Genomic DNA, 22,787 nt, shown 5'->3' on the forward strand with positions numbered 1-22,787 from the left:
AATATCTATTTGATTTTTAAGGAAATAAATTTTAAGCGAGGTGATTTGGGTGGTGGTTTTTTGAGCGGCTTGTTTGCCGAAAGTTGTAGAAAGTTAGAGATTTGGTAATAAATTGGGTGAGATTAGATTCAAAGGCAATAGAATTTAAATGCCGATAATCATCTAAAAAGTATCGATTATTATAAAAAATCTTTGTATAATACCCACAATAGGAGAGTAATTATGATTGAAGCAATTGATTTATTTTGCGGAGCAGGTGGTTTAACCGCAGGCTTACAACAAGCTGGCATTAAAGTAAAAGCAGGGTATGATATTGAAGAGCAGTGTCGCTATGCATTTGAATTTAATAATCACACTGAGTTTGTCAATAAAGATGTTTCTTTAGTAGATAATGAAGAGATTGCTCGCCGTTTCTCAAAAAAAGCAATTCGATTATTAGCCGGTTGTGCCCCTTGTCAGCCTTTTTCAAAGTATAACCAAGGAAAAGACACAACAACCGATAAGAAATGGCCACTGTTATATGCTTTTGCTCGTTTAATTGAGGGAAATCTGCCTGAATTGGTCACAATGGAAAATGTGCCTGAAGTGGTTAAGCACCAGGTCTATCATGATTTTGTGAAAAAATTGGAAAACCTCGGGTACCATACTTGGGCGGATACGGTGGTTTGTGCGGATTACGGCGTGCCACAACGCCGCCGTCGTCATGTATTACTTGCTTCGCGGTTAGGGCCTATCCACTTAATTGACCCTACTCACAAAGAGAAATGGATAAACATTAAAGAAGTTATCGGACATCTTCCTGCTATTAACGCAGGGGAACAACACCCTGATGATCCTCTGCATCGTGCAGTTTCATTAAATACACTTAATTTAAAACGTATCCGTGCTTCCAAGCAAGGTGGTTCTTGGAAAGATTGGCCAGAAGAGCTACAGTTGGCGTGCCATAAAAAGTCCTCTGGCTCTACCTATGTAAGTATTTATGGGCGAATGAAATGGGATGAACCAAGTCCAACAATGACAACACAATGTTACGGATATGGTAACGGTCGTTTTGGACACCCTGAGCAAGATAGAGCTATTTCACTAAGAGAGGCTGCAATTTTCCAATCGTTCCCTGATGATTATCAATTCTACCCAGTAGATAGTAAAATGCAAACTAAAGACGTGGGTAGAATGATTGGTAATGCAGTTCCTGTCCGATTAGGAGAGGTTATTGGGTTAAGTTTACAGCATCATTTAAAAATCTATCATTAAGATAAAATCTATCATTAAGGGATATTTCTAGCTTATCTTGAATATCTAGAAATATCCTTTCTATCTCCTTTTTACATACCATTAACTGTTCTACTGAATACGCTAGCCCAATCTCGCTAAAATCTTTTTCTCCATGTGCAAGTTGGTTTCTAATGTCTTTCAAAGTACGCAAGTCAATTTCTGCTTGGAAATGAAATTGGATGTCTGATATCTGGTATTCCTTCAATATATCTTTAAACATCCTGCCATCAACATTTCCATTAGCAATATCTGTTTTTTCAGGTTTGTAAATTTTGAATTTATCTTCAAACAAATTTTTTAAAGTTTGATGTTTTTGCTCAGCATTGCTATTTTTAGGGAATAGATAACCTGAGATTATATTCTGAATATATGGTTTTAGCTCAAAAAATGAGACTTCCTGATCATGGATATCATCATAAATACTAAAAATAAATTCCCTAAAGAAAAACTCTACCTTGTTGTATAACATAACAAGTATGTTTGCCTTTACAATATTACAAAGTTGCTCATCCCCTAAGGAAAGAAGATGAGTATATAACTTGTCTATATCCTCATCCCTTTTTCTCAAATCTTCTTTTAGTGACTCTAATACCATTAAGCTTGACCCAATAATTTGTTTTTTACAAAATCAATTCTTGCAGTTAATTTTGATTTATTATTCGCTGCATCACTTGTAACAACACTACGGTACTCTTCGGAATTAAACCAGCTTGAGATGTTGTCAGTATCTAATCCTTCAACCCCATTATTTTCTTTAATTGCAAAATATGTACCTAAAGCAATAGACTCAAAAAATGTTCTTGAGGTAGAGCTTGCATTTTCTGATTTTTTAAAGCCAAAAGGAAAATATTCATCAACGAACTTCATAACTTGTTGAAATCTATCCAAATACTCTTGAATATTTAATTTTTCCTCTGGAATACTTGCCATCTCATTAAAGTATTCATCAAGGAATGTTCTCACACTATTTTTATAGTCTTTAAGTTTATCTCCGTAACCAAAGAAGCGTAACACTAATTCTGCGTAATCTTCGTTGCTTCTTCTACTTCTTGAAAGAGGTGACAATGTTCTAAACAACTCATTCTTTGAGCAAGGGTCAATCACTTTTGTATAAAAAGCTGATGTAGCACTTTCAGAGCCTCGTCGTTGTTCCATTGGAATTAATGGTTTAATACCTGAATTGATGCGTTCAAATAAATCGCGTTTGTATTCGCTATCATCTGACCTTAATTCCATAATGCGTAAAGATTCCCGTAAGAATCTTCGCTGTCTTCCTGCGGGTAAATCAGAAAATTTAAAACCCTCCAATTCGGTTAATTCTTTTAATTCTGATAATGGAAATTCATCCTGAACAAAGTAATAAATAGCTCTAATTCGTTGAGAGCCGTCAATAATTTCTACTCGGCCATCTAAGTCAGGATTTTCATTAAAACTATCTGCTATATAAATATAAGGGATAGGTAAAGTGAGTAAGATACTTTCAATAAATCTAGAGGCTATACGCTCATCCCATTTGTAATCGCGTTGGTAATCTGGGATAAATAATTCGCTATCACAATCAGGATCACCGCCATTCCCAAATTTATCTAAAATAGTCTGGATAGACCATTCTCTTAACCCGAATGAAATCTCTCGTTGTTTTTCAATAATTGCCTTTTCAGCTAGGTCTTTTTGTTCTTTCGTTATCATATTTTTTCCTTATTATCACAAATCCAACACCAAGCTCTCTTTGGCAATGCCTGCTATATATTGCATTTTGCGGATATTTTCTTGGTAAAGGTTGATTGGCTCGTGGTTTTCATTCACGGAATAGAGCGTGAGTCTGCCACCTTGTTCGTAGGCGTAGATTTTAACCATTACCTGATCTTCATCGGTAACAACAAGCACCTCATCCCCATTTTTAATTTCGTGATTAGGTTCAATAATCACATATTCACCGTGCTTGATACGTGGGGTCATTGAATCGCCCTGACATTTTAGGGCATATACATCTTCATCACGGCTTGGCCACCAGATGTAGCCATCGCCTTCGCCTATGGGGTATTCTAAATCGATCCAATGCCCTTCAGTACCTAATTGGGCGTGGCCGCGAATAGGCACATGGTTCACGGGTATGGAACGCATTTTCAGGAAGTTCACGCCTTTCGGATTTTGGCTGAGGTCGTCATAAAGCAAGCAGTCTGCAGACACGAGGAATAATTGCTCAAGGGTGTTTAAAAAGAGCTTTTCATTTTCCACGTTGTCGGAATTCAATAACTCTAATAAACGGCTTTCTTCAATCTCGGTTCGCTCTGCCAAAAGTGGGAGTGAGATGCCTTTTTTACGCATTAAGAATTTGACGTTATCCAGCAGGTGGACAGGCTGTTTCTCTTCAATGGCTTGATGCTGTTGATCTAACCAGCCTCTTGGCTTACCCATTCCATCTTCTAATTTTGCAGCAATTTTATCGCCAATGCCTTTCGGCTTGCCGTTTTGAATAACATTTTTGTTTTTAATTTGGCGTAGATAATTTGCAGTAACGCCTGTTCTCTCTTCAAGTCTTACCATACTTCCAGCTTCTTCCACCAATCTTAAGAGATTGTTGTATCTGTTTTCTTTTACGGTATTCATAGCGTTTTCCTCAATTAGTCTATTAAACCCTTATTTTAATATCATAATGATACGATTTTAATTTGGTAAAAGATATTGAAAAGATACTTAAATTAAGATAGCATTTAGATATTCATTAACCAGAAAAAAGATATTATGACGCTACAAGAATATATCAAAGTAGAAGGACGAGGATCTATCGCTACTTTAGCTAAACAAATTGGCATTAAGCCTTCGATTGTTTCATTTTGGTTTGGCGGTCAACGCCAAGTGCCAACTAATCGCTGTCCAGATATCGAACGCATCACAGAAGGCAAGGTAACTTGCGAAGAGTTACGCCCTGATGTGAATTGGGGTGTGTTACGTAATTCAAAAGGGCAATAAAAAAACCAAGGCTTATTTTTGATTTTTATTAAAAAACTTATCTAGCACAACAGGCAGAAGAGTAAGGCTCCAAAAGAAAAATGACAATTTGAGTACAAAGTAAGGCCAACTTGACTCAGTTAGCAAAAATTTAAAACCAAACTCAATAAGTTCTTCTTTGCTAAATGAACCAAGTGTAGTTAGAACGGCAATGCACATCATTGATGGAATGTAGGCGTAGTTATCTAAAGTTTGTTGATATTTCCTTACTCCCCATTTGTGCAAATAAAACTAATCCCAGAGGGATGCCGTTTACAAGTATTCCAATGAGCCAATACGGAATATCACTTCCAATAATTAGCCGTGGAAGTAATAGAAAGACAATAAAACATAACCCGACGAATAAATCACGGAATGTAACAAAGGACATAAAAAGAATGAGTAAATTGAAAAGTAGATTGCGCATTATTGCACAAATCTGGCGAGAGGATAGCGAGTTTCGTTACTTTACGGCGATTGCCATTCTTTTTGTGGTTGTGAGTTTTTTTTAATAAAAAAGCCACGACGGACACCGTGGCAATTTCAGTATAGGAATTATGTATATGGAAAATATTAATCCAAACGAAAAAACAAGTCAAACGCAAAACGGCAAGATTCTAAAGGCTTTGTTGAATGGCGAGCGATTGACTCAGCTTGATGCTTACACCCGATTTAATTGCACCCGTCTAGGAGCAAGGATTTACGACATAAAGCAGCTAGGGCACAAAATTGAAAAGCAAATGGTGGTTGTGGCCAGTGGAAAACGTGTAGCTGAATATAGATTGGTGGTTTGATATGGAAAGACTATTTGACCCCGAATTTGTAGCTAGTTTAAGCGATAGAGAAAAATTCATAGCTTATGAAGGCATAAAACAACAATTAATAGCGCAGGGCGTAAGTAAAGAAATATACGACAGTATAACAGAACAAGCGATTGAGGAATTGGAAATATGAGCATGCGATTAATGGTTCAAGCAATGAATTGTGAGGTTGGCAATCCTGCTAGAAAACTTGTGCTTTTAAAACTTGCCGACAATGCCAATGATGATGGAATTTGTTTTCCTAGTTATCAATACATTGCCGATAAATGCGAAATGTCAAAACGTAGTGCAATTAGTCACATTGATGATTTAATCAAAATGGGATTTGTCACCAAGAAAGCACGAAAAAATAAAGATGGTTCAAATGCAAATTTATATCTTTTACACCTTGAGCAGGGTGGTGAAAAATCTGCACCAGGGGGTGAAAATATTTCACTAGGTAGTGAAAATTTTGCACTAGGGGGTAGTGAAAAATCTGCACCCATAACCAGTCACTCTTTTAACCTATCAATTAACCGTGTATCTGACGATGAAAATTCTGCTAACGCAGAGCGCACTGAGGAAAATAAAAAAACATCTAAGCGTGAAAAAATATCAGTTGATTATCAAGGAGTGATGGATGCCTGGAATAAAGTTTTTAATGGTTCACCAATTCACTTGTTAAAAACATTAAGCCAAGAAAGACAAAAGGCAATTCTCAAGGTTGCTAAAGCAATGTTAGAAACACCAGATGTTGAAAGTTGTTCTGTTGAAGTGTTTACAGGGTATTTCCAAGACTTTCTTAGTCAAGCCAATAGTCGAGCCAATAAATTCTTCTTTGGCGGCCCAAATGGAGATGGATGGGTGGCTAAGTTTGATTACATCATGAAACCTAAAACTTTTTTAAATACTTGGGAAAATTCATTATGAGCAATTCAATGTATGAAATCGAATATGGGTTAATCAGCTCAATGTTAGCTGCAGGATTAACTTCACAAGCTCGTGAAGTGATGAGTTGGTTAGAACCAGAAATGTTTGCCACATTCCAACTTGGCGCACTTTACGGAAACATTCGCAAACAGGCTCGCAAAGATGATTTGATTGATATTTTGTTACTTGCGCAAGACTACGGCGAAAACTTTGCCAATTTAGCGGAATTAGCAAGCGGATATGCTTACAGCGGAAACATTTTAGGGTATGCGAAGAAAGTCCATTCTGCTTGGGTAAATCGCACTGCTCAACAGGCATTGTTAAAAATGGCAGGGGAGTTAGCCAACGCAAAAGAGGAGCAAGTCAACCAAATCACTCAAAATGCACTTAACCAAATCCAAAAACTGCTTGTCAGCAAAACGGAAATTAAGCCAATTGCGATGGGTGAACTGGTCGATTCTTACGTGGATGTTTTAGAAAAACGTTCAAAAAGCGATTTCAAAGAACGCTTGCTTTACACAGGCATTGAGGCAGTCGATAACATTCTTGGCGGCATAAATTCTACCGATATTGTCATTGTTGCTGGTCGCCCAGGAACAGGGAAAACAGAATTTAGTCTGACAGTGACTCGTAATATTGCCAAAAATCATGGCTCAGTTTTATTTTTCAGCCTTGAGATGGGTAACTTCCAGTTAGTCGATCGTTTATTGAGTGCTACTGGCGGCGTGAGCGTAAAAAAATTGCGCAATCCTACCGAGCTTGATGAGGGCGACTATCATCGCTTAACAAGTGCATTGCAAGAAGTGCGGTCGCAAGATGTTTACTTTGTCGATCGCGGTGGGTTGTCAGCCGATGAAATTTGCGCCATTACCGAAAACCATATTAGCGAGAAAGGCGCACCATCTGTGGTTGTGATTGATTATTTAGGCTTGATGAATCACAAGCAAGAGCGTGGTGTAAATCTAACCCAAGCTATCGCAAATTCCATGAGCAAGCTAAAAGCCTTTACCAAAAACTTCAACATTCCAATCATTTTACTTTGTCAGCTTAATCGTGATGTGGATAGTCGTGCAGTAAAACGTCCCGCTAATTCAGATTTACGTGATTCAGGCTCAATCGAGCAAGATGCAAGCCAAATCATCATGCTTTACCGTGAGGGCGCATACAAGGCAGATTGTGATAATCCTTATTCTGAGGCCATTGTGACTAAGAATAGATTTGGTGGATTAGGCACGGCCTATATGAAATTTGATAGAGGCCACTTCCTCGATTGTGATCAGGCACAAGCGTATCAATTCATCAACGAGAAACCACAGCAACAAGCCAAAACCTATGCGGCTAAAAGTTATGGGAAAGGAGCATTGCAATGACAAGCTACAAATGCCCAAAGTGCGGTGCGGAATTAGAGGATTTTTATACGCCAGATTATTTTATATCGAGTAGCGAATGGGATGACGATCGTTTCCGCTGTAACGGTCACTTAATTGAGCCAATACCGTTTCCGCAGGTAAGCAAATACAGCGCAGTAAATCGAACAAAATCTTGCGGTTATTTTGGGTTAGAGGATTTAGGTGTGGAGTATAGCGATGACTGACAAACAAACGTTTTTCTTACGTAACGAGCAAGTGCGATCAAATTGTCAGTCATTTATCCAAGATTTGCCAACGGACGATAAAAAGCCGTTAGTCGTAAAAATCCAACCAATAACACGAAACCTTGAGCAAAACGCCAAGTTCCACGCTATGTGCCAAGACGTTGCAAATCAGGCGGAATTTATGGGGCGTAAGCTCACAATGGAGCAGTGGAAAGTATTATTTATTTCGGGTCACGCAATCGCCACAAATCAAAAAGCGGATGTGGTGCCAGGTCTCGAAGGGGAATTTGTGAATATCCGTGAAAGTTCGGCTCAAATGAGTGTTAGCAGAATGGCGAGCCTTATCGAGTATGTGACCAGTTGGGGCGTGCAAAATGGTGTGAGATTTAACGATAGATGGGGATTTTACGGACGATGATTGAGGTAGGAATTATGATTTTCTTTTTGATTGCATTTTCGGCTATGTTGTTTTTTCTTTTCGACGAGCCCCTTGCTGCCACCCTTGTCTTGTGTGGAGCTTGTTGGCTTTCTGGTTGGTATTTTGCTCATAGTACGGTTGCAACAGAGTGCGAGAGATTGGGAAAGTTTTACGTTGGCAAAAACGTTTATCAATGCTTAAAAATTGAAACTATCGAGGGTAAATAATGTTAGAGGTAATTTTACTCTTGCTCATTGCGATGATTTTTGTTGCCGTGGTGGTTGTGGTTTTGGATTGGTTTATTGGTGATGGATGGTGGTTTGATGAGTAAAGAGAAATTTGAACGCACAAAGCCAGTTGTGAATGTTGGCACTATAGGTCATGTTGATCACGGCAAAACAAAACTCACGGCAGCAGTAACGGCAGCATTATCGGCGCTGTTATCCGAAATTGAAAGCGAAAGAACGCAAAAAGATATACAGGCTAAGTTAATGCAAGGATTAACAAAAGAGCGCAACGACTGGCGCAAATGGAGACAGTCAGGCGGTAAATATAAGAGTTTGATTAATGGGGTGAGACGGTGATTTGGTTTATTTGGATTGTTGCGATAATTGGATTTTTATTTGGTAACTATAAAGACAAGGTAATTGAGTTTGCTATCTTTTTGGTTTTAATCAAAATCGCTTATAAGTTAGGGGTGTTTTAATGGTTAAGGCACCAAAACAGCATAAATGCAAGGCATGCGGGAGCTACTTTGTAAAAACGTTCAGTAGTACGCAAAAGGTTTGTTCGCCGGAATGTGCAATTAAATTATCTCGTGAACAATCCCGCAAAGAGCGAGAAAAGAAAGATAAGCAAGAGCGTATTGAATCTCGTAAAAGAATGGCTGTACTTAAAGAAAAAGCTAAAACCAAGGGGGAATTGACGTCAGAAGCGCAAAGTGCGGTGAATCGATATATTCGGTTGCGTGACGAAAATAAGCCTTGTATATCCTGTGGAAGACCTCTTACAAACGACCTGCTTGGTGGCGGTTTTGATGCGGGGCATTATCGTAGTCGTGGTAGTGCGGCACATTTGCGATTTTATACGTTAAACATTTTTGGGCAATGTAAAAAGTGCAACCGGTATTTGGGTGGAAACTATCAGCAATTCAGGCTTGGTTTAATAGATCGAATTGGATTGGTAAAGGTTGAGGAAGTTGAAGCAGATCAGCGAATAAGAAACTACTCAAAAGAAGATTTGAAAAGAATTAAACAGATTTTTAATAAAAAATGCCGATTAATTGAAAAGCGTAGAGGTCTTAAATGAGCATTAACATCAACAAAGTATCGGTGCAGTGGGGATATTGGGCTACTCCTCGTTATGAGGGAGAATATCCACGAATATCAGCAGGATTTGCAGAGCTTAAATGTGATGTACGCTATTTGCCAAAATACCGTGTGCAGCCGATTACAGATGATTTAGGCATGCAGATTGACGGGCATATGCAGACAATGAAACGTGTGTCGCCGGAGCTTTACGATGTCTTTATGCTCACTTACGTTAAGCGGTGGGATAACATTGATATTTGCCGACACTTAAACTTATCAAGACGTGAGTATTTTCAGCGCCTCAAAACTGCCAAAACATCACTGCTTTTGATGATTGAGTGCCAAAAATGTATTTTTGTTGCATAAGTGCTTGACAGTGCGCACTAAAAATGTATCATTATGTGTAAGTTGAGGTTTTAGCGCATAGCAAACGCACAAGAGAATTTTACAGCCCTGATCGGAAACGGTCGGGGCTTTTTTGTTGGTGGAATATGAACATTACATTAGGCGATACAATTAAGATTGATGGTGAGGAAGTGCCAGAGTATTTGCTCAAGGCACTTTATGAATGTTTGAAAAACAAATATGCATTTTTAGCTAACAATTCTATTTGCTCTGGTGTTACTCAAGCTGAGAGACTGTCAGTAAATGGTTTGAAAATCCCATTAGACGCGATTACTTATCCTTGGAATAAATAGGTTCATACTGTTCAGTATTTTCATTGTAATGAATGCCCTCATACATCCACGCCACCACCTTTTTAACTAAGATCTCATCGCTGATATTCATATAAGTATGTGCTAATTCTTCTAGGAAAGCCGCAATTTGTATTTCACGAGGGTATAAATTGGCTTTGGCGAGATCGTAAAATATGCAGCTGTTATAGTAAACGTGGACTGCTTCTGGGTGAATTTGATATTGGAGAGTTAAGCAATCTGAGGAAACGATACCGTTACTCTTTGATGATGTGAAGAATATATCAACCTTTTTGTTAATTTGTGCGTGCTTGCATAAGATATTAACGGCGTCAGTAAAGTTTTTGAAAAGCGGATATATGTCTTGGGCGATGTCTAAAATAACGATGTTGAAATAATGTCGATATTGTTCAGGAATGTTATTTAGAATTTGCTGACGAGATATTCTTGCTTCATTCATTTTAATTAAACCTCTGTTAAGTTTGGTGTGGTAACCTAGATCTTAACAGAACTTAACGCCCACTGTAACAGGTGGGCTTTTTTATTGCCTAAAATAATTAGGGGGAAATATGCCAATTAAAGAGCCTGATGTATGGGCGTTAATATGGTCTTGGTTACAAATTAATTTGAGTTCTAGCTCTATTCAAAGCGCCCTTTGGGCATTATTTATTTCTATTTTAAGACTTGGATTTATGCGTAAAAAACCAAGTTTCCGATATGTGTTCATTGATGCAGCTATGTGTGCATCTATTGCTGGCGTAGCAGTGCCGATCTGCACTCATATTTTTGGGCATAGTGAATATTCTTCATTTCTTGGCACGATGATTGGTTTTGTTGGCACTGAGAAAATTCGCGAATTCTTATTTAAATTCATTAATCGGAGAATTGAAAAAGATGACAATGATGATTTCCGAAGTGACGTTCAATAAAATTTTCCCTCATGCAGTTAAGGGTGTTTATCAAGCCATTTCAGAACAAATAGAAAAAGCAGGTTGTGTAAATAAGATGCAACAAGCTATGTTCTTAGCCCAATGCGGGCATGAAAGTGAAGGGTTCACAAGATTTAAAGAAAACTTAAATTATTCTTGGTCTGGGCTTTCTCAAACTTTTCGCAAATATTTTCCCGATCCACTTACAGCCAAGAGATATGAGCGCAAACCTGAGCTAATAGCTAATCGTGTTTATGCTAATCGTTTGGGTAATGGAGATGAGAAAAGTGGAGATGGTTGGAAGTATCGTGGTCGTGGACTGATTCAGATCACAGGTAAGGATAATTATGCCGCGTTTAGAAAATGGTTAGGTAGAGATATTGAGCCAGAAGATATAGCAAGTAATTTAGACTTATCAGTTAAAGCTGCTGTTTGGTATTGGAAACTCTGTGAATTAGCTGATCTTAATTCAGTAGAGAAAGTGACTCGAAGAATTAATGGTGGACTAAATGGCATTGATGAGCGTTGCAAGCTATATCGAGCATTAATGGTAACTGATAATGACTAAGTACATTTACATAGCGTTAGGGGTTGTTGTAGTGGTTTTGTTTGGCGCATTGCGTTACCAATCAAGTGTTATAGATGAGTTGAACATAACCACAAAACAACAAGCCCAAACCATTCAGCAACAAGAAGATGCTAATAAAGCATTGAACATTGCACTGCAACAAGAGCGTGATGCAGTCATTGAGCAACAGCAACGTAATGATGAAATAGAAAGGGTAGCAACAGAAAATGCTGAATCAGTTAAAACAATCATTAAGACACAACCTTGTGCTCACACTCGTTTGCCTCAGTCTGCTCTTGACCGCTTGTACAAATAAAGTCACGACCAAAGCAGAATATATTTACCCACCTCAAGCCTACACTGCACCTTGTGTTAAAACAGCGTTTACTGGTGAGACATACGGTGATGTAGTCATACAGTTAGTCAAGGTAACCGCAGAGCGAGATAAGTGCGCAAGCCAAGTAGATAATCTCAATAAGTGGATTAACCAAACCAAGACCGCCAATTAAAGTGCGGTCTTTTTTTTATCAACAAAAACAACAGGAGCAATTATGCTAACAATAAAAATCATCCAAGATGGTGTAACGTCAATCACCGAGAGTAATAGCTTTGTATTTTACGATGAGACCTCTCGTGAGTTCGAGGAGATGACTAGATTGGCAGACAAATTAAAAGAGAGACCTATCACACTTAACGGCATCTACTACACTCAACCAATCTATGGAGACCAAGAGTGTAAAGAGGTTATCCGTGAGGAATCAATCTACTGCTCGGCAAGAAACAATCCAACATCAATCTTTGGTGTAATAATTGATTTTATACCGGACGATGAGTACGGCGATCAAGGCATTGAGAAAGAGATTGCATACAGATTAATTGGGGATGGAGACCACATCTACGTTACCAATGAGCAAGGTAAGACGGTTTTTAATATTTAAATCTTCAATAAAGGCGGCTGATAACAGTCGCTTTTGTTTTATATGCGCTACATATCTCAGCTATGCCCCTAAGGGAAACATCAAGTCTTTTGGGATTATATCTAAGTTATGTGATGTAAATACGAATATATCAATGGGAATTGCACAGATAATTCGAATTAAAAAGGTACTCCTGAGGGGATACCCCTTTCCACGGGGTTTCGGGCGCGCGGTTTTCGACAGTTTTTTGACATCTTAGGCATCATCATCTTTTTTCTTTTTGGGCATTTTAACGGTCTCGGCTATGGATAATTTATACGACTTAAAACTCAATATAAATCAGATCGCCGAACTGGTCGGAATGCATCGACAAACCGTATCACAAAGGCTTGCAGGACTAACGCCAGCCATTGGCAGTAATTCCAAATTAAAGCTCTACGCACTATCTGATTTAATCAAAATCGGACTTGCTGAAAAAATGACGGCAGATGTTGATAGCTTATCACCTGTTGAAAGACGAGCATTTTGGCAAGCGGAAAACGAAAGACTTAAATACGAGCGAGATACTGGCGAACTGGTGCCATCATTTGAAGTGGCTCAAGAGATGGGCTTTTTGGCTAAAGCTGTTGTGCAGTCACTTGATACATTGCCAGATATTCTAGAGCGTGATTGCGCATTAACTCCCACACAATTAACTCGTGTAATACAGGTGATTGATGACGTTAAATCGCAAATGTCATTACATATACAGGATGGCGATAATAAATCAGAGGAGTAGCCATGTTTGCATCAGCTAAAGATATTAGGCGAGATATTGCAAATCTACTTAAACCTCCTCGCCGAATGAAAGTATCGGAAGCCGTAGCAGAATATATGCGCGTGCCTGTTGGAGGTGGTAACTCAGTTAAATGGGATAAAGATACTGCTGCATATATGCTAGATCCAATGGACTGCCTAAACTCTCGTGAGTATGACGCAGTAATTTTTGTTGGGCCAGCTCGTACTGGTAAAACAATCGGATTGATTGATGGCTGGATCACTTATGCGATTATTTGCGATCCGTCTGATTTTCTCTTGGTGCAACTTACACAAGAGAAAGCCAGTGAGCATAGTCGTAAACGTTTAGACCGCACTTTTAGATGCTCACCTGAGATTGCAAAAAGATTAAGCCCGCGTAAAAACGATAACAATGTCCACGATAAATATTTTAGGGCAGGTAATTTATTAAAGATTGGCTGGCCGTCAATTAACGTATTGTCATCATCCGATTATAAATACGTTGCGTTAACAGATTACGACCGATGGCCCGATGATGTGGACGGTGAGGGGGATGGATTTAGTTTAGCGTCAAAACGGACAACTACATTTATGAGTGCTGGAATGACACTTGTAGAGAGTTCTCCAGGCAAAGATATTGTTGATATAAAACATCATCCCAAAACGACTCATGAGGCACCGCCAACAACAGGTATTTTGTCACTATATAACCGTGGCGATAGACGTAGATTCTATTGGCAATGCCCACATTGCAAAGAATGGTTTGAGCCATCAATGGCAAATATGGTTGGTTATCGTAATGATACTGACTATGTTAAGGCAAGCGAGAACGCTCGTTTACAATGCCCACATTGTCAATCTCTCGTAGATCCTGACAAGAAACGCGCATTAAACATCGGTGGCAAGTGGTTAAAAGAGGGGCAAACAATAGATAAAGATGGTGTAATCCATGGTGAGGGAAGAAACTCACGTATTGCATCATTTTGGCTAGAAGGTCCTGCAGCCGCTTACCAAACATGGGCGCAATTAACTTATAAATTACTCACTGCTGAACATGAATTTGAAATGACTGGCAGTGAAGAAACGCTAAAGGCAGTAACAAATACAGACTGGGGATTGCCTTATTTACCACGCTCCGCACTTGAGCAACGCCGAAGTGATGAGCTGATGGAGCGGCGCGAAGAAACCGAAAAAAGAACGGTACCTTATGGGTGCCGTTTTTTATTGGCTGCGGTTGACGTACAGGGTGGGCGGAATCGCCGTTTTGTCGTCCAAATTGTGGGCTATGGTGAAAATAGCGAACGGTGGCTCATTGATAGATACAACATTAAATCATCAATGCGGAGCAATTCAGAAGGGGAAAGCCTACCAATTGATCCGTCCGCCTACCCTGAGGATTGGGATTTACTCATCAGTGATGTGCTTAATAAGCAATATCGTATTGATGGATTAGATGGCGGATTCATGCCAATCCTTGCAATGGCGGTGGATAGTGGCGGTGAGGACGGTGTAACAGATAACGCCTATAAGTTTTGGCGTAGATGCAAGCGTGATGGCATATCAAAACGAGTGTATCTCGTTAAAGGTGATAGTACCAAGCGACAAAAACTTATTACGCGCACTTATCCAGATAACACCTCTCGCTCAGACCGACACGCTAAAGCACGAGGTGATGTGCCACTATACCTACTTCAAACAGACCAACTCAAAGATCGCATTAGTAACGCATTAAGCCGTGAGACTATCGGGGCTAACTATATCCATTTTCCGTCGTGGCTTGGCGAATGGTTTTTTGATGAGCTGACATACGAGGAGCGTGGACAAGACGGTAAATGGCGTAAACCAGGTAAGGGCAACAATGAGGCGTTTGACTTATTTTGCTATACCCATGCGATCGCTATTTTGCGTGGTTATGAACGTATTAAGTGGGGCGATGAGGACAATGTCCCATACTGGGCAAAACTACCTGGATTAAATCCTGATGTAATCCGAAAAGAGATAACTGCACCGGAAGAAAAAACAGAAAGTGCGGTAGAAATTGAACAAGTAAAACCGCAACCGAAACCCAAAACAAAAAGTAATTGGCTAAACGGTGGCGTAAGCAAGAAAAAAGGTGGGTGGCTGTGATTTACGATAAAGAAGAGCTTGAAGAAAAAATCCGAACGCTTGATGAAAAAATCGAAAACGCCCAAAGCCAAGTTAGCTTTAATGGGCGATCGGTATCTTACCAAGTGTCCGAATGGACAAAACAACGTGACCGCTATCAACAAATGCTTAATGAGTTATTAGCGGAAACAAGACAGCGCGTTAAACGCCACAGAATCAAATATGCGAGATTTTAAACGATGGGAATATTAGATAAAACAATTGCCGCAATCTCGCCTAAATGGGGCGCACAGCGAGCAAAAAGCCGATATGTGATGAATGCATACGAGGCAGCAATGCCAAGCCGTACACATAAGGCAAAACGCGAAAGCCAAGGCGCGAATGTATCGACCAAACAAAGTGCGGTTAGTTTGCGAGAACAGGCTCGGGCATTAGATCAAAATCACGACATTGTGATCGGGATTTTAGACAAGATGGAGGAGCGGGTCATTGGCTCACGCGGCATCCACATTGAGCCACAGCCGCTTAATTTAACAGGTGATGTTGATGAGGAGTTAGCAGAGCAAATCCGCAAAAAATGGGCGGAATGGTCTGTGCGTCCGGAAGTTACCGGACAATTTACTCGCCCTGAACTTGAGCGGATGTTGTTACGCACGTGGCTCCGTGATGGCGAGGTGTTTATCCAGCTTGTGCGTGGCAGTGTAGCCGGACTAAATCACAGCACCGGCATTGCATTTAGCCTTGAGGCACTAGAGCCTGATTTTGTGCCGATGAATACGTTAGATTCCGCAAATCTTATTCAAGGGATCGAGCTTAACGCATGGCGGCGCCCTGTCTCTTACCGTGTGTACATGGATAACCCGCAGGAAAATAACCGCACTTACGGGCGAGTTAAAACAGTGCCGGCGGAAAATATGTTGCACCTTGCGTTTAAAAAGCGGCTACACCAGTTGCGTGGCGTATCAATGTTGCATGGCGTAATCGTCCGACTTGCCGACCTCAAAGACTACGAGGAGAGCGAGCGTGTGGCCGCACGAATTGCCGCTGCCTTTACGATGTACATCAAAAAAGGTGATGCTGCACTCTACGGGGATAATGAGGATTACAGCGTAGACAGTCCGGAGCGAGATTTTGAGATTGCTCCCGGTGCGATTATTGATGATTTAAAACCTGGTGAAGATATTGGGCTAATCAATTCTAATCGCCCAAATGTGAACCTTGAAACCTTTAGGAATGGTCAATTAAGAGCAACGGCGGCAGGCACTCGCTCAAGTTATTCAAGCATTGCCCGTGACTATAACGGCACTTACTCAAGCCAGCGCCAAGAGTTGGTGGAAAGCTTTGAGGGCTACTCTGTTTTACAAGATACCTTTGTTGCGCACATTTCCCGCCCAATTTACCGAGAATGGCTAAAAATGGCGATTGTCAGCGGTGAAATTGAGGTGCCAGTCGATATTGATCCAGCGTCACTTTATAACGCTGTTTATAGTGGCCCAGTGATGCCGTGGATTGATCCAACCAAAGAGGCGCAAGCGTGGAAAGAGCGCATTAAAGGTGGGTTGGCAACGGAAAGCCAAGCTGTACGAGCAAGCGGTAGCAATCCAGCAGAAGTTAAACGAAGACGAAGAGTTGAGGTTGAGGAAAACCGAAAATTTGGTCTCAAGTTTGATACGGATTTAACTAACACAGGTACGACAAATGAAAAAACAAAAGATGATTCTGGCGCCAATAGCGATGGCAGCGAACGTGACAAAGACGAATAACCAGTCTTGGTACTCAATCAAAGCCAAAGCCAACGATACGGCAGAAATATCAATTTATGATGAGATCGGATTTTGGGGCGTATCTGCTGCGAGCTTTGCGCAGGATTTAAAAGACTGCGGAAACAACATTAAGCAGATTAACCTACACATCCACTCACCCGGTGGCGATGTATTTGATGGGATCGCTATCTACAACTTGCTAAAAAATCATCCAGCCAATGTGACGGTTTACATTGACGGTTTGGCGGCAAGTATGGCGAGCGTTATTGCAATGGCGGGCAATGAGGTAATCATGCCTGAAAATGCAATGATGATGATCCATAAGCCTTGGGGCATCCAAGGCGGCGATGCGGAGGATATGCGCAAATATGCCGACTTATTAGACAAGGTCGAAAATACGCTAATCCCAGCTTACGCAAACAAAACAGGAAAAACACCTGAAGAATTAGCAGAAATGCTATCAGCAGAAACTTGGCTCAACGGAAAAGAATGTGTTGAACAAGGATTTGCAGACAAACTAGCCGAACCACTTGTGGCGATGGCGTCTATTAAATCACGAAAATTAGAGGACTTTGAAAATATGCCAAAAGCAATGAAAGACATGTTGTTTAAGCCACAAGGCAACGCTGGCGCATCTGCACCACAAGCAACACCAACTCCAGCACAACCGGCGCCAACCGTACCAGTAAATCAAGCACCAACAGCTCCGGTAGATAACACCGCACAAGTGCAAGCCGAATTAAATAAACGCAACGCTGACATTAAAGCGGTATTTGCACCGTTTGGTACTACGCACAATGATTTGTTGGTGGAGTGTTTGGGTGATTTATCAATTACTCCTGATCAAGCCAAAGACAAATTATTAGCAAAACTTGGTGCAGGCACAACGCCAAGTGCAGCGCCTACCGCATATGCTGGAAATGGTAATATCGTTGGCGACAGCGTGAAACAATCTTTGTTAGCTCGTGCAGGCATCGATAAAGACAAAGCAGACGCCAAAGACAATGCCTACAACGCAATGACCTTGCGCGAACTTGCTCGTGCGTCATTGGTCGATCGTGGTATTAGTGTTGCAGGCCAAAATGCAATGAGCATGGTTGGATTGGCGTTTACCCACTCAAGCTCTGACTTTGGTCAAATCTTAATTGATGTGGCGCACAAATCCTTGCTCAAAGGTTGGGAAACCGCAGCAGAAAACTTTGATCAATTTACCTCTCGCGGCACATTAACCGACTTCCGCGCGGCGAAACGTGTTGGTTTAGGTGATTTTGGTTACTTACCGCAAGTCGGTGAGGGGGAAGAGTACACCTACGGCACAATCGGCGATGAGGGCGCTAGCGTTGCATTAGCGACTTACGGACAATTATTTAGCATTACTCGTCAAGCAATCATCAATGACGATATGCACTTGTTGACAAAAATCCCTGAAAAAATGGGACAAGCTGCACGTGCAACAATCGCTAAATTAGTGTTTGCGTTATTAACCGGTAACGCGATTGCACAAGATGGCAAAAAATTATTTGATGGCTCGCACAAAAACTCATTTGATAATGCTGCATTAGATGTGGCCAATATTGATAAAGCAATTCAAATGATGAATGGATTTGTCAATACTCGTGGTGAACCATTAGCAATTGAGCCTGATTTTATGTTGTTACCAACCTCACTTTATACTCGCGCTAAACAAGTTCTAGGTTCAGCAAGTGTTGAGGGAGCTGATATTAACTCTGGTATTATCAATCCAATCCGTGACATTGTGCCGACAGTTAAATCCGCTCGTTTACAAGTTGCCGATCCAAAATCTTGGTACTTAATCAACAAAGAGGCAATTGAAGTTTCTTACCTTGACGGCATTGATACGCCATATATGGAGCAACAACAAGGTTTCACTGTTGATGGTGTATCTACTAAGGTGCGCATTGATGCAGGTGTTAACGTGATTGATTACCGAGGAATTGTAAAAGTTACCAATAAGTAACTTAACATCCCATAAATAACGACCGCACTTCGATTAAAAGTGCGGTTTTTTATTATCAAAATTAAAGGATCATTAAATATGTCTAAAAATTACCTACAAGACGGAAACACCGTGCGTTTTACCGCTACTGCAGACGTAAAAAGCGGTGATGTAGTAATGTTAGAAAACCTTGCTGCAATCTCAGTATCTGATGTTGCACAAAATGAAACAGGCGTTGGCTTAACTACAGGCGTTTTCACTGTGAAAGCAAAAGCGGAAGATGACATTAAACAAGGTGCAATTGTTTACTGGTCCGCAACCGATGGTGCAACTATTACCGCAGGTAGTAACAAGCGTTTAGGTATTGCTTGGTATGCTAGTGGCGTATCGATGGGCACTGTAGATGTCAAGATCAACGCTTAGTCCGTTTGATGACGCACTCGCACAGGCGGACAAAGTCATATCAGATGTGATGATGTCCGTCTATGTTATCAACGGCAAAAAATACAAAGCTGTGCTTGATGAAAGCCCAAAACTAATGAGTGGCAATTACACCGATGATTACTTAATTAATGGCACGACGCGTACTCTCACTCTTTTTAAAGCATCAGGATATAAGCCAAAACTTGGAGATATCATTATTTCTTCAACAGAGGAATATGTTGTGCGAGGGTTTAGCTTTGAAGATAAGAAGATCGTACTGCAATTGGAGTAAATATGGCGGTGAAAATTGAAGGGATGGCGGCATTACAAGCTAATATCCAAAAACTGGCTAATCAAGTCGCGCCTAAAGCGGCAGCAAAAGCGATTAATAAGGTAGCGAGAAGTGCAATCAAAAATGGAACAAAAAATGTATCCAAAGAGATTCATGTGCCAGCTAAATTAATCCGCAAGCGAGCTCGATTATCCCAAAAAGCAACAGCGAATCGACCAGTTGCAAAAATACGAGTTGATAGAAGAAATTTACCGTTAATTCGATTATTGGAAAACCCTAGACGAACCATGCGAGCGAGTAAAGGGCAAATTAGAATAGGCAAATATCAAATACAACGCGGTTTTATTCAAACTCTAGCAAATGGTCGTAAACACGTTATGCAGCGACAAGGTAAAGAGCGGTATTCAATTGATGTTGTTAAGATTCCGTTATCTAGACCATTAACAACGGCTTTCCATAATGAGTTAAAAGATTATTCAAGTCAGATCAAAGTCGAACTGACAAGAGAGTTGAGTGACATTTTTAAAAAATAGAGGATTAAATGCTAATTCATAAGAAGATTCGACATCAAGTGTCGGATATGCTCAAAAGCAGTATAAAGGGTGTTGAGAATATTTATTCTGGGCGCCCTTTATTTATTGATATTGACCAAGAAAAAACAGCTATTGCAGTTTTTCTTGATGAGATTTCGTGCGAAGAGGTAGATCTCTGTCATCACGAATATACCGCAGCCTTAAACATCGCAATTTATCTGAAAACTGCTTTAGGCGACGACGCATTAGATGATATTGCAGACAAAATCAAAGAGCGATTAAGCGTAGCTATATCTCATGATGAATTATCGGAAAACATTTCCGAAATGACTCTTATTAGCTACGAATACGAGCAAGATACGACGAATCGCACTTGGTTCGTTTCTAACCTTAAATATCAAATTAAGTATGAGGACTAGATATGCCTACACAAACAACACCTTTTCAAGGCACTAAATTTTATTTAGGCACTGGTCTAACCGAAGGCAAAGCAGTCACAGCCGTAACGGTTAAGCCTAATGCAACCATTACATCAGCAGGGCATGGTGCCAAAGTAGGGGATTTTATTAAGCTAACTGGTTTAGGTGCGCTTGATGGATATTATCCTGTAAAAGTCGTTACCAACGACTTAATTACACTTGCAGATGAAGTAGATTGGACAAGCCAAGATGCGCCAGCCAGTTACGCAACAGCTAAAGTGGCTATCGTGAAATGGTCATCTAATTTCTGTGCGATTAAACAGATTGAGGGTGATGGCGACACATTAGGTGAAGAAGATATTACAACCATGTGTTCTGAAGGTACTGAAACAGAAGCAGGTGAGATTGAGTATGGCTCAATTAAATTAACATTCTTCTACGCGCCAGCTACCGCAATGCAAGCTGACTTGCGCAAGAAGTTTTATGCGAAAGAAACCTTCCCTTGGATGATGATATTGAAAAATGGTCAAGGTTCTCTTTACGGCACAGGATTTATCCAAACCTCACCTAATTTTAGCGGTGAAGTCAAAGGTAAATTTGAATCTGGTGTAACGATTAAAAAAGCAAAACGCGATTATCACTTACCAGCATAGCCGCAAAGTGCGGTGAATTTTGACCGCACCTTATAAAAACCAAAACCCCGAAAGCAGCGAACTCTCGGGGTTTTTCATTCCAATTAAACCATACTTAAAAGGAATAAACTTCATTGGAAATTATAACTAACTTTCTTCCTTTATTCAAGGAGCAAGCTATGCAATATGGGTTATGGGAAACGATCTTAGCTTATTTAGTGTTAGGCGTATGTTTCATCATCGCTTGGCGACTCCCAAATATTATTAATTCAATTAAAAACAAAGGTGATAAATAATGAATCTACGTGAAAAACTTTTAGCCAATAAGCCTAAAATTACCCCAATCATTATTAATGGTGAGAATTATTATATCCGTGAGTTTACTGTTGGTGAAATGAATCAAGCCCTTTATGGACAGCAACAAGAGTTAATTCGCATCGCTGAAGAGCAGGGCATTACATTAGCTTTCAACGATGAAATAACTCTCACTGAGCAACTATCAAAAATCTACGATCCTAATCGATTAACTCGAACATTAGCTACTCGACTTTGTGATGAACAAGGCAATAATTTATTTGATGCTAAAAATCCTGAGGATTTGGCCGCACTTTCGGCACTTGATAAGGCGGTATTTGAACAATTAAGCCAAGCCATTGCGGAGCTTGAGCCAAAAAACTTACCAGCCGACGAAAGTTCCAACTAAACCTTTCTCTTTCGCTCGGCAAAACTCTTGAGGAAATCGAACAAATGCCAGAGCATCATCTTCAAGAATACGAAATGTTTTATCAGGAACAGCCTTTTGGATTATGGCGAGAGGATTATCGTACTGCACAAGTTTCACATTTGCTTGCTATGATAAATCGAGCCTCTAAATCTAAGGTTCCAGAATTATCTGATTTTATGCCGTTTTACCAAGAAAAAATGGATGATGATGGAGTGGCTGATTATTTAGCAAATCGTTAAATTATCTATTGCTCCTGTATTTTATATAGATTAAAATCTATATAAATAATAAGAAAGGTAATAGCTGCATGAAACAAGAATGGGAAGTAATTTTACAAGACCCACTTTTTAACTGGTTAAAAACGCTGGCAGAAGATGACGTATTAAAAATCTATGCGGCGTTGGAATTATTATCAACAGAAGGTCCACAATTAAGCAGACCTTATGCGGATACGCTGCAAGGCTCTAAATATACCAATTTAAAAGAATTGCGAGTACAGTCTAAATTATCGGTATTCCGTTTATTTTATATTTTCGACCCTGTCAGACAAGCGATTGTTTTATGTGGTGGAGATAAAAAAGGCAAGAAAGAAAAACTCTTTTACAAAGAGATGATTGCCCTAGCGGAACAAACCTATGATGATTACCTTTCTGAATTAACTAAGGAGCAAGAAAATGAGCGTGAAATTTAAAGATCTGATGAATAATCTTCCAGCTGAAAAGCAAGAGAAAGTG

General features: G+C 40.1%; 34 protein-coding genes. 30 read left to right on the forward strand and 4 right to left on the reverse strand.

Translation table 11 applies throughout. The annotated features are described in order from the left end of the window. The first annotated feature begins 222 nt into the window (after positions 1 to 222). Entirely contained in the window at positions 223 to 1,254 is a 1,032-nt protein-coding gene (locus tag LIX50_RS07225) for a DNA cytosine methyltransferase (RefSeq protein WP_226385925.1), read from the forward strand. Here LIX50_RS07225 and LIX50_RS07230 read toward each other — a convergent pair. From LIX50_RS07230 to LIX50_RS07240, 3 genes are read right to left on the reverse strand one after another with little or no spacing between them, the layout of a single operon-like run. Beyond that, on the reverse strand, positions 1,211 to 1,870 hold the full coding sequence (locus tag LIX50_RS07230; protein WP_226385926.1) for an MAE_28990/MAE_18760 family HEPN-like nuclease: 660 nt from the start codon (positions 1,868 to 1,870) through the stop codon (positions 1,211 to 1,213). The two genes, LIX50_RS07225 and LIX50_RS07230, sit on opposite strands and share 44 nt — an antisense overlap. Further along, the gene (locus tag LIX50_RS07235) at positions 1,870 to 2,964 is read right to left on the reverse strand and encodes a DUF262 domain-containing protein (RefSeq protein WP_226385927.1); all 1,095 of its coding nucleotides are present in this window, start codon (positions 2,962 to 2,964) and stop codon (positions 1,870 to 1,872) included. Before LIX50_RS07235 ends, LIX50_RS07230 begins: the two co-directional genes overlap by 1 nt. 15 nt (positions 2,965 to 2,979) lie before the next feature. Then, positions 2,980 to 3,822, reverse strand: coding sequence for a helix-turn-helix transcriptional regulator (locus LIX50_RS07240; protein WP_226385928.1), 843 nt, complete (start codon positions 3,820 to 3,822; stop codon positions 2,980 to 2,982). Between the two features lie 198 nt (positions 3,823 to 4,020). Here LIX50_RS07240 and LIX50_RS07245 point away from each other — a divergent pair, with 198 nt between their 5' ends. From LIX50_RS07245 to LIX50_RS07295, 11 genes are all read left to right on the forward strand, one after another. Further along, positions 4,021 to 4,248, forward strand: a complete 228-nt coding sequence (locus LIX50_RS07245) for a transcriptional regulator (protein ID WP_105905513.1) — start codon at positions 4,021 to 4,023, stop codon at positions 4,246 to 4,248. 581 nt (positions 4,249 to 4,829) lie between these two features. After that, the gene (locus LIX50_RS07250) at positions 4,830 to 5,060 is read left to right on the forward strand and encodes a helix-turn-helix domain-containing protein (RefSeq protein ID WP_048952997.1); all 231 of its coding nucleotides are present in this window, start codon (positions 4,830 to 4,832) and stop codon (positions 5,058 to 5,060) included. A 1-nt stretch (position 5,061) separates the two neighbouring features. Beyond that, on the forward strand, positions 5,062 to 5,220 hold the full coding sequence (locus LIX50_RS07255) for a hypothetical protein (protein WP_161798465.1): 159 nt from the start codon (positions 5,062 to 5,064) through the stop codon (positions 5,218 to 5,220). Then, the gene (locus LIX50_RS07260) at positions 5,217 to 5,996 is read left to right on the forward strand and encodes a helix-turn-helix domain-containing protein (RefSeq protein ID WP_065422545.1); all 780 of its coding nucleotides are present in this window, start codon (positions 5,217 to 5,219) and stop codon (positions 5,994 to 5,996) included. Before LIX50_RS07255 ends, LIX50_RS07260 begins: the two co-directional genes overlap by 4 nt. Then, positions 5,993 to 7,366, forward strand: coding sequence for a replicative DNA helicase (locus tag LIX50_RS07265; protein WP_048952998.1), 1,374 nt, complete (start codon positions 5,993 to 5,995; stop codon positions 7,364 to 7,366). The genes LIX50_RS07260 and LIX50_RS07265 overlap by 4 nt, the downstream gene beginning before the upstream one ends. Beyond that, positions 7,363 to 7,590 (forward strand): hypothetical protein, encoded by a 228-nt coding sequence (locus LIX50_RS07270; protein WP_048952999.1) that lies wholly within the window; start codon positions 7,363 to 7,365, stop codon positions 7,588 to 7,590. The genes LIX50_RS07265 and LIX50_RS07270 overlap by 4 nt, the downstream gene beginning before the upstream one ends. After that, positions 7,583 to 8,008, forward strand: coding sequence for a recombination protein NinB (locus LIX50_RS07275; RefSeq protein ID WP_048953000.1), 426 nt, complete (start codon positions 7,583 to 7,585; stop codon positions 8,006 to 8,008). The genes LIX50_RS07270 and LIX50_RS07275 overlap by 8 nt, the downstream gene beginning before the upstream one ends. 323 nt (positions 8,009 to 8,331) lie before the next feature. Then, complete coding sequence (locus tag LIX50_RS09515; protein WP_053087826.1) at positions 8,332 to 8,592, forward strand: GTP-binding protein; 261 nt, start codon at positions 8,332 to 8,334, stop codon at positions 8,590 to 8,592. 121 nt (positions 8,593 to 8,713) lie between these two features. Then, positions 8,714 to 9,316 carry a recombination protein NinG gene (locus LIX50_RS07285; protein WP_048953002.1) on the forward strand — a complete coding sequence of 201 codons (603 nt, stop codon included), beginning with the start codon at positions 8,714 to 8,716 and terminating at the stop codon, positions 9,314 to 9,316. Then, positions 9,313 to 9,684, forward strand: a complete 372-nt coding sequence (locus tag LIX50_RS07290; RefSeq protein WP_226385929.1) for an antiterminator Q family protein — start codon at positions 9,313 to 9,315, stop codon at positions 9,682 to 9,684. Before LIX50_RS07285 ends, LIX50_RS07290 begins: the two co-directional genes overlap by 4 nt. Positions 9,685 to 9,809: 125 nt before the next feature. After that, positions 9,810 to 10,016: a hypothetical protein gene (locus LIX50_RS07295; RefSeq protein WP_048953003.1), complete on the forward strand. Its 207-nt coding sequence runs from the start codon at positions 9,810 to 9,812 to the stop codon at positions 10,014 to 10,016. Here LIX50_RS07295 and LIX50_RS07300 read toward each other — a convergent pair. After that, the gene (locus tag LIX50_RS07300; protein WP_048953004.1) at positions 9,994 to 10,473 is read right to left on the reverse strand and encodes a hypothetical protein; all 480 of its coding nucleotides are present in this window, start codon (positions 10,471 to 10,473) and stop codon (positions 9,994 to 9,996) included. The genes LIX50_RS07295 and LIX50_RS07300 overlap by 23 nt on opposite strands. 109 nt (positions 10,474 to 10,582) lie before the next feature. Here LIX50_RS07300 and LIX50_RS07305 point away from each other — a divergent pair, with 109 nt between their 5' ends. The 18 genes from LIX50_RS07305 to LIX50_RS07390 all read left to right on the forward strand — a co-directional run bounded on the left by LIX50_RS07305 (position 10,583) and on the right by LIX50_RS07390 (position 22,744). Next, positions 10,583 to 10,942 (forward strand): phage holin, lambda family, encoded by a 360-nt coding sequence (locus tag LIX50_RS07305; protein ID WP_032827954.1) that lies wholly within the window; start codon positions 10,583 to 10,585, stop codon positions 10,940 to 10,942. Beyond that, positions 10,908 to 11,510: a glycoside hydrolase family 19 protein gene (locus LIX50_RS07310; RefSeq protein ID WP_048953005.1), complete on the forward strand. Its 603-nt coding sequence runs from the start codon at positions 10,908 to 10,910 to the stop codon at positions 11,508 to 11,510. Before LIX50_RS07305 ends, LIX50_RS07310 begins: the two co-directional genes overlap by 35 nt. Beyond that, positions 11,503 to 11,826, forward strand: coding sequence for a DUF2570 family protein (locus LIX50_RS07315; RefSeq protein WP_048953006.1), 324 nt, complete (start codon positions 11,503 to 11,505; stop codon positions 11,824 to 11,826). Before LIX50_RS07310 ends, LIX50_RS07315 begins: the two co-directional genes overlap by 8 nt. After that, on the forward strand, positions 11,738 to 12,019 hold the full coding sequence (locus LIX50_RS07320; RefSeq protein WP_032827955.1) for a hypothetical protein: 282 nt from the start codon (positions 11,738 to 11,740) through the stop codon (positions 12,017 to 12,019). Before LIX50_RS07315 ends, LIX50_RS07320 begins: the two co-directional genes overlap by 89 nt. A 42-nt stretch (positions 12,020 to 12,061) precedes the next feature. After that, the gene (locus LIX50_RS07325) at positions 12,062 to 12,448 is read left to right on the forward strand and encodes a hypothetical protein (protein WP_048953007.1); all 387 of its coding nucleotides are present in this window, start codon (positions 12,062 to 12,064) and stop codon (positions 12,446 to 12,448) included. 283 nt (positions 12,449 to 12,731) lie between these two features. Beyond that, positions 12,732 to 13,205, forward strand: coding sequence for a DUF1441 family protein (locus tag LIX50_RS07330; RefSeq protein WP_048953008.1), 474 nt, complete (start codon positions 12,732 to 12,734; stop codon positions 13,203 to 13,205). A 2-nt stretch (positions 13,206 to 13,207) separates the two neighbouring features. Next, entirely contained in the window at positions 13,208 to 15,331 is a 2,124-nt protein-coding gene (locus LIX50_RS07335) for a phage terminase large subunit family protein (RefSeq protein ID WP_048953009.1), read from the forward strand. Beyond that, positions 15,328 to 15,546 carry a hypothetical protein gene (locus LIX50_RS07340; RefSeq protein ID WP_048953010.1) on the forward strand — a complete coding sequence of 73 codons (219 nt, stop codon included), beginning with the start codon at positions 15,328 to 15,330 and terminating at the stop codon, positions 15,544 to 15,546. Before LIX50_RS07335 ends, LIX50_RS07340 begins: the two co-directional genes overlap by 4 nt. A gap of 3 nt (positions 15,547 to 15,549) precedes the next feature. Then, the gene (locus LIX50_RS07345; RefSeq protein WP_048953011.1) at positions 15,550 to 17,073 is read left to right on the forward strand and encodes a phage portal protein; all 1,524 of its coding nucleotides are present in this window, start codon (positions 15,550 to 15,552) and stop codon (positions 17,071 to 17,073) included. Beyond that, on the forward strand, positions 17,009 to 19,051 hold the full coding sequence (locus tag LIX50_RS07350) for a ClpP-like prohead protease/major capsid protein fusion protein (RefSeq protein ID WP_180372978.1): 2,043 nt from the start codon (positions 17,009 to 17,011) through the stop codon (positions 19,049 to 19,051). Before LIX50_RS07345 ends, LIX50_RS07350 begins: the two co-directional genes overlap by 65 nt. Before the next feature lie 78 nt (positions 19,052 to 19,129). After that, the gene (locus tag LIX50_RS07355) at positions 19,130 to 19,453 is read left to right on the forward strand and encodes a DUF2190 family protein (protein WP_048953012.1); all 324 of its coding nucleotides are present in this window, start codon (positions 19,130 to 19,132) and stop codon (positions 19,451 to 19,453) included. Beyond that, positions 19,434 to 19,745: a hypothetical protein gene (locus LIX50_RS07360; protein WP_048953013.1), complete on the forward strand. Its 312-nt coding sequence runs from the start codon at positions 19,434 to 19,436 to the stop codon at positions 19,743 to 19,745. Before LIX50_RS07355 ends, LIX50_RS07360 begins: the two co-directional genes overlap by 20 nt. Positions 19,746 to 19,747: 2 nt before the next feature. Continuing rightward, complete coding sequence (locus LIX50_RS07365; RefSeq protein ID WP_048953014.1) at positions 19,748 to 20,278, forward strand: phage tail protein; 531 nt, start codon at positions 19,748 to 19,750, stop codon at positions 20,276 to 20,278. Positions 20,279 to 20,286: 8 nt separating this feature from the next. Continuing rightward, a complete protein-coding gene (gene gpU / locus LIX50_RS07370) occupies positions 20,287 to 20,697 on the forward strand; it encodes a phage tail terminator protein (RefSeq protein ID WP_048953015.1) in 411 nt (136 codons plus the stop codon). Positions 20,698 to 20,699: 2 nt separating this feature from the next. Then, positions 20,700 to 21,350 (forward strand): hypothetical protein, encoded by a 651-nt coding sequence (locus LIX50_RS07375; RefSeq protein WP_048953016.1) that lies wholly within the window; start codon positions 20,700 to 20,702, stop codon positions 21,348 to 21,350. A 274-nt stretch (positions 21,351 to 21,624) separates the two neighbouring features. Beyond that, complete coding sequence (locus LIX50_RS07380) at positions 21,625 to 22,032, forward strand: hypothetical protein (RefSeq protein WP_048953017.1); 408 nt, start codon at positions 21,625 to 21,627, stop codon at positions 22,030 to 22,032. 44 nt (positions 22,033 to 22,076) lie between these two features. Continuing rightward, complete coding sequence (locus LIX50_RS07385; RefSeq protein WP_048953018.1) at positions 22,077 to 22,292, forward strand: DUF4035 domain-containing protein; 216 nt, start codon at positions 22,077 to 22,079, stop codon at positions 22,290 to 22,292. A 68-nt stretch (positions 22,293 to 22,360) separates the two neighbouring features. Then, on the forward strand, positions 22,361 to 22,744 hold the full coding sequence (locus LIX50_RS07390) for a type II toxin-antitoxin system RelE/ParE family toxin (RefSeq protein WP_053087827.1): 384 nt from the start codon (positions 22,361 to 22,363) through the stop codon (positions 22,742 to 22,744). Positions 22,745 to 22,787 lie beyond the last annotated feature (43 nt).

It is taken from the genome of Haemophilus sp. Marseille-P9675 (assembly GCF_916862695.1).
Taxonomy (GTDB): domain Bacteria; phylum Pseudomonadota; class Gammaproteobacteria; order Enterobacterales; family Pasteurellaceae; genus Haemophilus; species Haemophilus haemolyticus_K.